This window comes from Dermacoccus sp. NHGro5 (genome assembly GCF_017565385.1).
GTDB lineage: Bacteria > Actinomycetota > Actinomycetes > Actinomycetales > Dermatophilaceae > Dermacoccus > Dermacoccus nishinomiyaensis.
This window is the reverse complement of the sequence record NZ_JAGEKQ010000046.1, coordinates 1-12,545: the sequence shown is the minus strand read 5'-3', so window position 1 is coordinate 12,545 and position 12,545 is coordinate 1. Positions and strand designations below refer to the sequence as shown.

Annotated in this window: 13 protein-coding genes; 3 read left to right on the top strand and 10 right to left on the bottom strand. The window is 69.5% G+C overall.

Features of this window, described 5'->3' with window-relative positions:
• Positions 1-136: 136 nt before the first annotated feature.
• Positions 137-1,048, bottom strand: coding sequence for an EamA family transporter (locus J4Z35_RS13825; protein WP_243755114.1), 912 nt, complete (start codon positions 1,046-1,048; stop codon positions 137-139).
• A gap of 302 nt (positions 1,049-1,350) precedes the next feature.
• Entirely contained in the window at positions 1,351-2,094 is a 744-nt protein-coding gene (locus J4Z35_RS13820; protein WP_006943688.1) for an SDR family oxidoreductase, read from the bottom strand.
• A gap of 98 nt (positions 2,095-2,192) precedes the next feature.
• Between J4Z35_RS13820 and J4Z35_RS13815 the strand changes: the two genes are divergently transcribed.
• Together J4Z35_RS13815 and J4Z35_RS13810 are read left to right on the top strand one after the other, a co-directional pair.
• Positions 2,193-3,527 (top strand): AMP-binding protein, encoded by a 1,335-nt coding sequence (locus J4Z35_RS13815; protein WP_208065659.1) that lies wholly within the window; start codon positions 2,193-2,195, stop codon positions 3,525-3,527.
• Between the two features lie 44 nt (positions 3,528-3,571).
• The gene (locus tag J4Z35_RS13810) at positions 3,572-4,456 is read left to right on the top strand and encodes a 1,4-dihydroxy-2-naphthoate polyprenyltransferase (protein ID WP_208065658.1); all 885 of its coding nucleotides are present in this window, start codon (positions 3,572-3,574) and stop codon (positions 4,454-4,456) included.
• Positions 4,457-4,627: 171 nt separating this feature from the next.
• On the opposite strand, the gene J4Z35_RS13805 is transcribed toward J4Z35_RS13810, so the two are convergent.
• From J4Z35_RS13805 to J4Z35_RS13770, 8 genes are all read right to left on the bottom strand, one after another.
• On the bottom strand, positions 4,628-4,876 hold the full coding sequence (locus J4Z35_RS13805) for a DUF4229 domain-containing protein (protein WP_208065657.1): 249 nt from the start codon (positions 4,874-4,876) through the stop codon (positions 4,628-4,630).
• A gap of 7 nt (positions 4,877-4,883) precedes the next feature.
• Positions 4,884-5,987, bottom strand: a complete 1,104-nt coding sequence (gene ccsB / locus J4Z35_RS13800; protein ID WP_208065656.1) for a c-type cytochrome biogenesis protein CcsB — start codon at positions 5,985-5,987, stop codon at positions 4,884-4,886.
• Complete coding sequence (locus J4Z35_RS13795) at positions 5,987-7,732, bottom strand: cytochrome c biogenesis protein ResB (protein WP_208065655.1); 1,746 nt, start codon at positions 7,730-7,732, stop codon at positions 5,987-5,989. Before J4Z35_RS13795 ends, ccsB begins: the two co-directional genes overlap by 1 nt.
• The gene (locus tag J4Z35_RS13790) at positions 7,732-8,490 is read right to left on the bottom strand and encodes a cytochrome c biogenesis protein CcdA (RefSeq protein ID WP_006943620.1); all 759 of its coding nucleotides are present in this window, start codon (positions 8,488-8,490) and stop codon (positions 7,732-7,734) included. Before J4Z35_RS13790 ends, J4Z35_RS13795 begins: the two co-directional genes overlap by 1 nt.
• Positions 8,487-9,089: a TlpA disulfide reductase family protein gene (locus tag J4Z35_RS13785; RefSeq protein ID WP_208065654.1), complete on the bottom strand. Its 603-nt coding sequence runs from the start codon at positions 9,087-9,089 to the stop codon at positions 8,487-8,489. Before J4Z35_RS13785 ends, J4Z35_RS13790 begins: the two co-directional genes overlap by 4 nt.
• Positions 9,086-9,805 (bottom strand): histidine phosphatase family protein, encoded by a 720-nt coding sequence (locus J4Z35_RS13780; RefSeq protein ID WP_347813552.1) that lies wholly within the window; start codon positions 9,803-9,805, stop codon positions 9,086-9,088. The genes J4Z35_RS13785 and J4Z35_RS13780 overlap by 4 nt, the downstream gene beginning before the upstream one ends.
• The gene (gene hemL / locus J4Z35_RS13775; RefSeq protein ID WP_208065653.1) at positions 9,802-11,127 is read right to left on the bottom strand and encodes a glutamate-1-semialdehyde 2,1-aminomutase; all 1,326 of its coding nucleotides are present in this window, start codon (positions 11,125-11,127) and stop codon (positions 9,802-9,804) included. Before hemL ends, J4Z35_RS13780 begins: the two co-directional genes overlap by 4 nt.
• 213 nt (positions 11,128-11,340) lie before the next feature.
• The gene (locus J4Z35_RS13770) at positions 11,341-11,811 is read right to left on the bottom strand and encodes a MarR family transcriptional regulator (protein WP_208065652.1); all 471 of its coding nucleotides are present in this window, start codon (positions 11,809-11,811) and stop codon (positions 11,341-11,343) included.
• 190 nt (positions 11,812-12,001) lie between these two features.
• Here J4Z35_RS13770 and J4Z35_RS13765 point away from each other — a divergent pair, with 190 nt between their 5' ends.
• Positions 12,002-12,532 (top strand): YceI family protein, encoded by a 531-nt coding sequence (locus J4Z35_RS13765; RefSeq protein ID WP_208065651.1) that lies wholly within the window; start codon positions 12,002-12,004, stop codon positions 12,530-12,532.
• Positions 12,533-12,545 lie beyond the last annotated feature (13 nt).

The following is a 12,545-nucleotide window of genomic DNA, read 5'->3' as shown; positions in this document are numbered from 1 at the left end:
CACCCAGGCTGACAGTCAGGGCCCCTCTGCGAATTTCGTCCACATTCGTCACTGGCCGTGGCAGAGTGCCGGTCTTCGTGGTCGGCGGCGAACTCGGCAGGAGCATGCCCGCCGACACCGACCGTCGCCGGCGTCGTCAGCCTCCGTGGACGGACGCGGCGAGCTCGTCAGGAGCATGTTCGGCGGCGACGCCGGCCGTCGCGTCACGCCGTGACGCCGTGATGGCCGACCCCGCGCCGGCGATGACGACGAGGAGCACTGCAAGCGCGCGCGTCGCACCGAAGCCCTGATCGAGCAGCAGCCACCCCGCGAGCGCCGCGATGACGGGTTCGAGGGCGAGCAGCACCCCGAACACGGCCTTCGGCAGCCGTCGCAGCGCCGACAGCTCGAGCGCATACGGGACGACGGAGGCGAGGAACGCGGTGCCGATGGCGAGCGCGAGGTAATGGACGTCCGTCAGCCCTGTCCAGGCGCCCTGCGCTCCGAACGGGACGAGTGCGACGGTGCCGACGACGAGCGCCATCGCGAGGCCACCCGCGCCGTCGACCGCTCCCCCGACGCGTTCACTCGCGAGGATGTACAGCGCCCAGAAGAACCCCGCGCCGAGGACGAACGCGACGCCGACGAGGTCGAGCGAACCACCTGCGTCATCGAAACCGAGGATCATGACGCCGACGAGCGCCAGCACGATCCAGGCGAAATCCTTGAGCTTGCGCGACAGGATCGCGGCCAGCCCGAGCGGGCCGAGGAACTCGATGGCGACCGCCGGGCCGAGAGGAATGCGCGCGATCGCCTCGTAGAACATCCCGTTCATACCTGCGAGAGCGAGGCCGAGCGCGGCGACAGCCGTCCACTGCGAACGCGTCCAGGTGCGCACCCTCGGGCGCGTCACGAGCGCCAGCATGACGGCGGCGAGGCCGAGCCGCAGCGTCGTCACGCCCGTCGCTCCGAGCGGGCCGAAGAGCTGCGTCGCGAGGCTCGCGCCGAACTGCAGGGATGTGCACGAGCCGATGACCATGAGGACGGCCGGGGCCGTCGAGGAGGACATGACGCTGGATGAGGAAAACCGTGACGGGGCCAACGAAGCTCCTGAACATCTGTGGGCCGCCGCAAACCCGGGTTCTCACGACAGTGACCGCGCCGCGGTCACCACTGCTGACGGGCGCCACGATACGGCCGCGCCGCAACGCGTCGCCAGACGGGCTCAGCCCGTGAACCGGTGGCACGCAGACGAGGCCCTGGCAGCGTCGTCACCCAGCCGCGATCGCTCATCCCCAGCCCTGGCCGCTCGTCGCTCACGCGCCGCGCTCGACCCACCGTGCCCCATCTGTGGACCGGCGGGCGAGAGCGTCAGGAGGTGCGGTGCACCTTGTGCTGCGCGGCCTGGGCGCGCGGACGCACGACCATCTGATCGATGTTGACGTGCTCCGGCAGTTCGGCGATGTAGGCGACGGCGTCGGCGATGTCGTCCTGCGTCAGCGGCGCCTCGACGCCCTGGTACACGGCCGCGGCCTTGTCGGCGTCACCGCCGAAGCGGACGAGCGCGAACTCGTCACTCTTGACCATGCCGGGGTCGATCTCGCAGACGCGCACGGGCTTGTCGAACAGCTCCAGGCGCAGCGCCCCCATGAGCGCGCGCACGGCGTGCTTCGAACCGCAGTACCCGGCGCCGCCCTCGTAGCTGACGATGCCGGCCGTCGACCCGATCGTGATGATGACGCCGTGTGCCGCCTCCAGCGCCGGCAGGAACGCCTGGATCGTCGCCGCGGTTCCGATGACGTTGACGTCGTACATGCGGCGCCAGTCGTCGAGGTTCGCGGTCGCGACGGGCTCGGCACCGAACGCGCCGCCGGCGTTCGCGACTAGCACGTCGACGCGCGAGCCGGCCTGAGCGGCGAGGTTCTTCACGTCGTCGACGTTCGTCACGTCGCACTGGACGGCGCGCCCGTCGATCTCCCGGGCGAGCTCCTCCACCCGGTCGAGTCGCCGCGCCGCGCACACCACGTCGTACCCCCTCGCCGCGAGAGCGCGAGCCGATGCCCGCCCGATCCCGCTGCTCGCACCCGTCACCACTGCCACCTTGCGCTCAGTCATGACCCCATCCTGCCCGTCCTGGCCGCACCCCGCACCTGACGTCCGCCGGCGCGAGGCACCTCACCTGGCTCTGCCGGGCGCGTCGTACAGTGAACGTCATGCCTGAGCTCGTGCCGTTCGCCGTCGACCGCGCCAACATCACGCCCTACTACGAGGCCCTCGATGCCGCGCTCGCCGGAACCGGCCCGGCCCTCGCGCCCTATGAGGCGGGCACTCCGGCCCCCGACGTCCCGCGTCACCCCACCGACGCGCCCGAACGCCTCGCGCTGGTCGTCTCGACGAGCGGATCCACCGGCACCCCGAAGCGCGCGATGCTGACGAAGGACGCGCTCATCGCGAGCGCCACCGCGACCCACGAGCGCATCAGCGCGGGCACGTGGTTGCTGCCGCTGCCGCCGCAACACATCGCGGGCACGCAGGTCATCGTGCGCTCACTCATCGCGGGCACGACACCGATCGTCATGGACGCCTGGTCGCTCGAGCAGTTCACCAGGGCCACGACGCTCGTCGCCCGCAACGCTCCGCCCTTCTCCCCCATCCACACGAGCCTCGTCCCGACGCAGCTGCGTGACGTCCTCGACGCCGCCGAGCGCGACGACCCCGTCGGCGTGCGCGCTCTCGAGGCGGCACGGCGCTACCGCAGCATCCTCGTCGGGGGCGCCGCAACGCCCCCCGACCTGCAGTCGCGCGCCCGCGACGCCGGGCTCGCCATCGTCACGACGTACGGCTCGAGCGAGACGGCCGGCGGCTGCGTCTACGACGGCGTTCCCCTCGCGGGCGTCGGCGTCCACGTCCTCGACGCTGACGACGAAGGCCTCGGTCGCATCGCCCTGTCCGGCCCGACGCTGGCGAGCGGCTACCTCGGCGACGCCGAACGGTCGGCCGCGACGTTCGTCGACGCCTCCACTGCCGCCACACCCACGATCGACTCATCGCACGTCAGCACCGCTCCCCACGGCGACACGCCCCGCGAATCTGCCCCCACCGGCCTGTCAGAGCGCCGACGCAACGAGGCGACACCCGGCGAGGCGACGCTGTTCCTCACCGACGACCTCGGACGCTTCGACGGCGCGTTGCACATCGAGGGGCGCATCGACGACGTCATCAACACCGGCGGGTACAAGGTGAGTCCGCGCGTCGTCGAGGAGGTCGTCCGCGGTGTCGACGGCATCCGTGACGCCGTCGTCGTCGCCCGCCCGCACGAGCGCTGGGGGCAGTGCGTCGCTGTGGCTGTCGTCACGACCGAACGTAGCGAGGCAACCGATGACGTCCTCGCGCGTCTCATGGGTGAGTGCCGAAAGGCGTTGCCGCCGTATGCCGTCCCCGCCGTGGCTCGCGTACTCGAGACGATCCCGGTGGCGGGCGTCGGCAAGCCCGATCGCGCGCTCATCGCCCGCTCGCCCGAGTGGCACAATCTACGAGACCCCCGCTAGCTCGCCGGAGCACCGGCCCACACGACCTGGAGAACATCCCGCACATGGCCACCCTGAACCAATGGGTCGAGGGCGCGCGCCCCCGCACGCTGCCCGCCGCCATCGCCCCCGTCCTCGTCGGAACGGGCGCGGCCTACGCGATGGAGAAGGCCAACCCCGGCTATGCGCTGCTCGCGCTCATCGTCGCGCTGTTCCTCCAGATCGGCGTCAACTACGCCAACGACTACTCCGACGGCATCCGCGGCACCGACGAGGACCGCGTCGGCCCGGTGCGTCTCGTCGGTCAAGGCCTTGCGAACCCGGGCAACGTCAAGCTCGCCGCGTTCGGATGCTTCTTCGTCGCCGCGTTCGTCGGCCTCGCGCTCATCACCTTGTCGAACACGCCGTGGCTGCTGCTCGTCGGCGTCGCCGCCATCCTCGCGGCGTGGTTCTACACCGGCGGCAAGCGCCCGTACGGCTACATGGGGCTCGGTGAGGTCTTCGTCTTCGTCTTCTTCGGCCTCGTCGCGGTACTCGGCACGACGTACACGCAGGCCCACACGCTGTCGCCGTCCGCGTGGGCGGGCAGCATCGGCGTGGGCGCGATCGCCTGCGCGATCCTCGTGACGAACAACCTGCGCGACATCCCGACGGACGTCGAAGCCGGCAAGCACACCCTCGCAGTGCGGCTCGGCGACAAGGCCACCCGCGCGTTCTACGCCCTGCTCATCGCCGTGTCCGTCGCCGCCGTCGCGGTGTGCACGCTGTTCCACGTCGCCGCTGCGGCGGGCTTCGTCGCCCTCATCGCCGCGATCCCGCCGGCGCTGCGCGTCATGCGCGGCGCCACGGGCCGCGACCTCGTGCCGGCCCTCGCCGGCACCGGCCGCTACCAGCTGCTCTACGGCCTGCTCCTCGGCGGCGGCCTCTACGCCGCGCACCTCATGCACTGACGGCCCTGACGGCGACCGCGCCGCCGCCTGCCCGCCCGCCAATCCGACGACGACAAGAACTGCAACACACGCGAAGGCCGGCCGCCCCCTCGGGGACGGCCGGCCTTCGTCATCATTCGTCCGCGACCAGCACGCCCGGCCCGTCAGGGCCCGGTGCGGATCGAGCGTCGATCAGTCCTCATCGAGGTCCTCGGCCTCACGCAGCTGCTGCGCACGGGCACGACGCTTCTCGACGCGATCTTCGACGACGTCGACCGTCTCCTGACGGAAGCGGTTGAGCGCGAAGAAGCTGATCGCCGTCGACGCGAGCGCCGCGACGATGAGCAGCAGGAAGCTGCGCAGCCCGCACAGGTAGCCCAGGCACAGGCAGCCGAAGAAGACGAGGATGCGCAGAACGGTGTAACGAGCGACAGGTGCCATCAGCGGATCACAGCCCCGAGTAGGAGTGCTGGCCGACGAAGAACACGTTGACGACGCCGTAGTTGATGAGGATGCACGCGAAGCCGACGAGGACGACGGCGGCGGCCTTGCGTCCGCTCCACCCGACCGTCACGCGGCTGTGCAGGTACGCCGCGTAGACGATGAAGATGACGAGCGACCAGACTTCCTTCGGATCCCAGTTCCAGTAGTGACCCCAGGCCTCCTGCGCCCAGATGGCGCCACACAGGACGGTGAACATCCACAGCGGGAACGCGATGATGTGCACACCGTAGGAGAGGCGGTCGAGGGTCTCCGAATCGGGCAGCGAGCGCAGGAAACCGCCGCTCTTGCCCTTCTCTTCGCGCGTCTTCTGGGCGAGGTACAGGCACGTGATGACGAAGCCGATCGTGAACAGGCCGACCGACAGCGTCGCGACCGTCACGTGGATCGACAGCCAGTACGACTGCAGCGACGGCATGAGCTTGCTCGCCTCGGTGTAGTACACCTTCGCGGCGAGGATGAGGAACAGCGTCGCGGGCAGCGTGACGAACGCGCCGAGCCAGCGCACGTCCTTGCGCAGGCTCCACAGCAGGAAGCACACGAGCAGGAACGCGGTGCCGGCGAGGTCGAACTCGTACATGTTGCCCAGCGGCGGGCGGTGCACGGCGAGCGAACGCATGACGATGCCCGCGATGAGGAACGCAGTGCCGAGCCACGTCAGCGCCATCCCGGTGCCGGCCCACTGACGCTTGTGACCGTCGGCCGGGACGTCGGGGGTGCCGTCGCCGTCGAGGTCACGACGTTCGCGGGTGCGTTCGAGCACCGCCGTCGCACCGCCGACGCCGGCCGTCGACGTCGCTGCCGCGCCGGCGCTCGTGGCCTTGGCGCTCATGGCGTCGGCCTCCACCGCGCTCTCCGCGCCGGCCTCGACGGCAGCCTCATCGGCCGCGCCTCGGCGTCCGGCCCGCGCCTGACGGCCGGGTGCCTGGGCGAGGTCGACGCAGAACGAAAGCATCGCGAGGGTGAGGACGAGCGCGGCCGCATACACGGCGCGTGTGGAGTTCTGCGCGAGGGTGCTTTGCGCCTCGTCGATGAATGCGAAAGCGGACATCATGCCTTACCTGTCGTCTTCGTGGTGGTGGCAGCCGCGCGGCTGATGCGTTCGAGGATGTCGCCGACCGCCAGCGCGAGACGCGGATCCTCACCCTTGGCGAGCCCACCGATCTCAACCACTGTACGCGCGTCGGTGTCACCATCCGTAGCGGGACGGACGCGGACGAACACGCGCCGACGACGGATCGTCAGGGACAGCACGAGGCCGGCGAGTGCGAGGACGCTGAACAGCAGGGCCGGCCCCTTGCCGGGGTCGTGGCGGATCGACAGCCCCGCCCACCGTGGCGCCGCGTCGAACGTCACGGAGCCGAGGTTGTTCGGCAGCTGCACCGTCTGGCCGAGGCCGAGCTGCAGACGCACCGGCTGGCCCTTCTCGTCCTTGAGCTGCGTCATCGTGCCGGTATCGAGGCTGAACACCGACTGCGGGCGACCGTTCGGGTACAGGTCGCCCGTGAACGCCGTGAGGTACAGCGCCGGCGCCTTGGCGTCGGGAAAGGCCGAGCTCGGGCCCAGGTTCGGGTCGAGGTAGGCCGTCGGTAGGAAGAAGCCGGTGAGGCCGATCTGCTTCGGTGAGGCGCCCGAGATCTTGAACGCGCCGGTCGACTTGTACTTGTTGTCGATCGACAGGAACGGCGTGGATTCGTCATACAGGACGTTGCCCTTCGCGTCCTTGAACGTGATCTTCGGGGCGTAGCCGTTGCCGAGCAGGTACACCTCGCCGCCGCCCACCTTCAGCGGGTGGTTGACCTTGATCGTGTCCTTCTTCCACGCGCTGTTCGCCGACTCCCGGTAGTCGACGTCGGCGGTGAAGTCGCGCGGTTGACCCCACTGGCTGCTCGTCGGGTCGACGTTGCTCTCGAACGTCACCTTGAGCTTGTTCATCTTGAGCGCCCAGTCGGGGATGTCCTGCTCCGCATCGACCCACGGCCCGAGCTTCAGGGTGTCGTAGCGCGACGGCGTCGAGGCGAAACCGCTGCCCTCGGGGACGATGACGTCACCGCGCCAGCCCCAGACGTGCCCGGCCGCGACCGAGACGATGATGCCGATGAGGCTGAGGTGGAACAGCAGGTTGCCCGTCTCGCGCAGCATGCCACCCTCGGAGGCGACCTCGAACTCGCCCGTGCCCTTGCGCAGCGCGAACCGCTTGCGCCGCAGGACGGTACGCGTCGCGGCGATGACCTGCTCGGGGGTCGCCTCGAGCGTCACCTCGCGGTGCGCGGGAAGGCGTGAGAGGCGGCGGGGCATCGCGGGCGGGCCCTGCCGCATCGCCTTGTAGTGCACCCGGACGCGCGGGATGATGCAGCCGACGAGCGACACCGTCAGCAGAAGGTAGATGGCGGCGAACCACGGCGAGCTGTAGACGTTGAACATGCCGAGCCGGTCGAGCCACGGCGCCAGATCCGGATGATCGAGGCGGTACTGCGTGACACGCTGCTCGTCGATCGAGTGCTGCGGGAAGATCGAGCCCGGCACGGCCCCGACCGCGACGAGCAGCAACAGGAACAGCGCCGTGCGCATGCTCGTCAACTGCCGCCAGAACCAGCGCAGGCCGCCGAGGAACCCGAGACGCGGCTGCGTCACCGCCGCCCGATCGTCCCGCGAGGACGTCTTCGTCGAGTCTGCGTCGGCCGCATCGTCACGGGGCACGTCGTCGCGCGCCGCACCGCCCATGGATGCCTCGCCGCGAGCAGCGTCGTCGACGCGGGACGCGCCGGGTTGGGGGTTGTCTGACGTCTTGGCCACTAGATCACCGGTTCGAACTGATTGACGAGGTGGGTCTGGATGTCGGCGATGAGCGAGTTCCACAGACCCGTCACCATGAGCACGCCGATGGCGATCATGAGGCCGCCGCCAACGAGCTGGATCGGACGATGCCGCGCGCGCAACCACTTCGAGGCGCGCTCGGCGCGGCTCCAGCCGGCCGCGATGAGAATGAAGGGGATGCCGATGCCCAGGCTGTAGCAGGCGGTGAGCAGCAACCCGCGCCCGTTGACGCCGCTCGATCCAAGTGCGGTGTTGGCCGCGAGGATCGCGCCGTAGACCGGCCCGACGCACGGCGACATGCCGAGCGCGAATACCGCGCCGAGCAGCGGAGCGCCGAGCAGCCCCGCTGCCGGGCGCCAGCGCACGGTGAATCCGCGCTGGCCGAGCACGCCGAGGAACAGCAGGCCCATGACGATGACGAACACCCCGCCGACGCGCAGCAGCAGCGTGTCGTGGGCGCCGACGGTGTCGACGAAGAACGACAGCGCGGCCTGCAGGCCGACGAACACGACGGAGAAGCCGAGGACGAACAGGCACGCGCCGAGGATGATGCGGGTGCGACGCTTCTCGTCGGTCAGGCCCGTCACGTAGGCGAGGAAGCCTGGTACGAGTGGCAGCACGCACGGCGAGGCGAACGAGACGAGCCCCGCGAGGGCAGCGAAGAACATCGCGAGCGGCAACGCGCCGTCCGCGACGATCTGTCTCGGCGAGTCGCTCGCCGCGAGCAACGCGATCAAGCCTTCTCCGCCAGCACCTTGTCGACCATGTTGCGCACCGTCGTCTCCGTCGTCGCCCCGCTGACGCGCGCGGCGATGCGGCCCTGCGCGTCGAGCACGAGCGTCGTCGGGGTCGCGGAGACCTTGCGCTGCAGGCCCTGCAGGTTGGCGCCGTCGTCATTGGCCAGGGACGGGTACGTGACGCCCCACTTCTTCAGGGTCGAACTGGCGACGGCGTTCGAGTCACGCTGGTCGATGCCCATGAACACGACGTTCTTGCCCGACTTCTCGTACGACTGCCACGCCTTCTGCAGGTGCGGCATCTCGGCCTGGCACGGGCCGCACCAGGCGCCCCAGACGTTGAGCACGACAACCTTGCCGCGAGCCTGCTCCACGTTCCAGTCGGTGCCGTCGAGCAGCTTGCCACTCAACGTGACGGGCTTGTCGCGCTTGGCTGCGGGAAGCTCCTCGACGGTTCCGTCGCCGCCGACGTAGCCCTTCTGGTCCTGCGCCTGCTTGCTGATCTCGTCGTTCTTGCCGTCACCGCACGCCGTCGCACCGAACGTCAGGGCACCGGCAGCGATGACGGCGGCGGCGCGCCGGGTGATGCTGCTGCTCATGCTCCCACCGCATTCGTCGAGGCGGCGAGCAACCGGCCGGCGGGTTCGGTGTAGCGCACGTCGGTGATCTCATCGTCGGTGAACTCGATCGTCGTCACCGACGCGAGCGTGCACTCGCGCGAGCGCGGGTCGTGCCACAGGCGCTTGCCCTCGGCGAAACGACGCGCCGTCCACACCGGCAGCTGGTGGCTGACGATGACGGCCTCGTGCCCGGATGCCGCATCACGAGCATCACGGATCGCCGCATCCATGCGCGCGGCGATCTCGTCGTACGACTCGCCCCAGCTGGGGCGGAACGGGTTGGTGAGCTTCGGCCAGAAGCGCGGCTGCATGAGCTGCTTGGGGTTCGAGCCCACCGTCATGCCCTCGAAGTCGTTGCCTGCCTCGATGACACGCTCGTCGAGCGTGACGGGCAGACCGAGCTTGTCGGCGATCGGCGCCATCGTCTCCTGCGCTCGCTCGAGCGGCGAGCTGACGAGGTGCGTGACGTCGCGTGGCGCCAACCACTGGCTCGTCAACTCGGCCATCTCGTGCCCGAGCTCAGAGAGGTGGTATCCATCGAGGCGCCCGTACAACACCTTCTCGGGGTTGTGGACCTCGCCGTGGCGCACGAGGTGCACGAGCGTCGTGACGGGCACCCGCGGCTCGCTGACGGCAGCGGGCGACGGCTGCGGCGTCCGCGACGGATCGGAGGTGGCGTGCTCGGACATGCTCACAGTGTCGCAGCCGAGTCTGTGGACGCCGCGGCGCGCGCCGCGGTCGGCAGCGCTTCGACGATGTGCGCGACGGCCTCGTCGTCGTGGCTCGCGGAGACGAACCAGGCCTCGAACGACGACGGCGGCAGGTGCACGCCCTGGGCGAGCATCGCGTCGAAGAAGCGGGCGAAGGCATCGATGTCCTGTTTCTTGGCGCCGTCGTAGTTCGTCACGGCCTCGTCGGTGAAGAAGATCGAGAACATCGAACTCGCCCACTGCACCTGGTGCGGGACGCCGGCCTTCGTCAGCTCGCTCGAGGCCGCATCGGCGATCGTGTGTGCGACGCGGTCGAGGTGTGCGTAGACCTCCGGCGCGCAGGCCTGCAGGGTCGCGAGGCCAGCGGCCGTCGCGATCGGGTTACCGGCGAGGGTGCCCGCCTGGTAGACGGGGCCGTCGGGTGCGAGCAGCTCCATGAGGTCGCGACGCCCACCGAACGCGGCAGCCGGGAAGCCGCCACCCATGACCTTGCCGAACGTGAACAGATCGGGCGCCGTCTCACCCTGCTGACCCTCGTGACCGAACCAGCCGGCCGCGGAGCAGCGGAAGCCCGTCATCACCTCGTCGGAGATGAGCAGCGCGCCGTGCTTCGTGGTGATGTCGCGCAGCGCCTTCGTGAAACCGGGCGCCGGCGGCACGACGCCCATGTTGCCCGGCGAGGCCTCGGTGATGACGGCGGCGACCTCGTCACCGTGCTTGGCGAAGGCCGCGTCGAGCGCGTCGACGTCGTTGTACGGCAGCACGATCGTCTCTCCCGCACTGGAGGCGGGGACGCCGGCCGAGTCAGGCAGGGCGAACGTCGCGAGGCCGGAGCCGGCGGAGGCGAGCAGCGCGTCGACGTGGCCGTGGTAGCACCCTGCGAACTTGATGATCTTGCTGCGCTGCGTCGCGCCGCGGGCGAGACGGATGGCCGACATCGTGGCCTCTGTGCCGGAGGAGACGAGGCGTACCTGCTCGACCGGCTCGACGCGGCTGACGATCTCGGTGGCGAGCGCCACCTCGTTCTCGCTCGGCGTGCCGAAGCTGAACCCGCGCGACGCGGCCTGCTGCACCGCGTCCATGACGCGCGGGTCGGCGTGGCCGAGGATCATCGGCCCCCACGAGCAGATGAGGTCGACGTAACGGTTGCCGTCGACATCCGTCAGCCACGGCCCCTTCGCCTCCCGGATGAAGCGCGGCGTGCCACCGACGGCGCGGAACGCGCGCACCGGGGAGTTGACGCCGCCTGGGGTGACCGAGCGGGCGTGATCGAGCAATGCCTGAGACGTCGAGGTGTTCTGGCTCATGCGCATCATTGTTCCATCGCGCACTGACAACCCCCTCCACGCCGGCCCCCTCACGGCCCGTGAGGCCCACCACAGCAGCGTCGCGTTGTCGCACCCGCGACGGGGACGGCCGGTGCGCGCCGTCGCAGGGAACGTCCCGTCATACTCCTCGCTCCGGGCGTGGCAGGTGGTGCCTCGACACACCGTGCGCGGGGTGGTGGCGCGCTCCGGTCGTCAGCGCTCGCTGGCCTCGACGGCCTCGCCGACGCGGCGCATGGCATCCCCGAGGCTCGCGAACTGACGCGCGGGCATCGCGTCGACCATGAAGGCGCGCACACTCGCGACGTGCACCTTGGCTGCCTCGTGCAGGGCCTGCAGCCCGTCCTCGGTGAGGACGAGTTCGACGCCGCGCGAGTCGTCGAGGCAGGGCTGACGCTCGACCCAGCCGCGCCGTTCGAGGCGGTTGGCGGTGTGCGTCAGCCGGCTGCGTGACTGCACGACGATGGTCGCGAGCGCACTCATGCGCAGGCGCCGACCCTCCGATTCGGAGAGCATCGAGAGGATCTCGTACTCGGCCAGCGACATGCCGTGGGCGAGCAGTTCACGATCGAGCGCCGTCTCGAGCGCCCGCGCGCCGCGCAGATAGTGGCGCCACGCAGCCTGCTCGGACTCGCTCAACCACGCCGTCTCGCCACCTCGCGTCACGCTACTCGCCTCTCCTGCAACCGATTCCTCAACAGACCTAGTATTCCCGGTGTTCACCGTCAGTTCCACACGAACCCCCTGTTGGGGTATGGAATGGAATACGCGCCCCGGGCATATAGTTGAACATTCAACAACACTCCGCTACGGTGAGTGCATCGCCCATCAACGATCTGAAGGAAAGGGGCTCGTCATGGCCTCCCTCAACACCCTCCCCGCCGGCACCTGGAACATCGACCCGGCGCACACGGAGATCTCGTTCGTCGCCCGTCACCTCATGGTGACGAAGGTGCGCGGCAAGTTCACCGACTACTCGGCGACGGTCGTCGCCGCCGACCCGATCTCGGATTCGAGCGTCGAGTTCACCGTGCAGACCGCGTCGTTCGACACGGGCAGCGCCGACCGTGATGCGCACGTCAAGTCGGGCGACTTCTTCGACGTCGAGACCTACCCCACGATGACGTTCAAGGCCACGCAGATCACGGACGACGAGATCACGGGTGACCTGACGATCAAGGATGTGACGAAGCCCGTCACGTTCTCGTACGACTTCAACGGTGTCGCGACCGACCCGTGGGGCGCCACGCGCGCCGGTTTCGAGGCGTCGGGTGAGATCAACCGCAACGACTTCGGCATGACGTTCAACGCTCCCCTCGACGGTGGCGGCGTCTTGATCAGCGAGAAGATCAAGATCAACCTCGACCTCGAGTTCACGAAGGCCTGACGACGATCAAGCG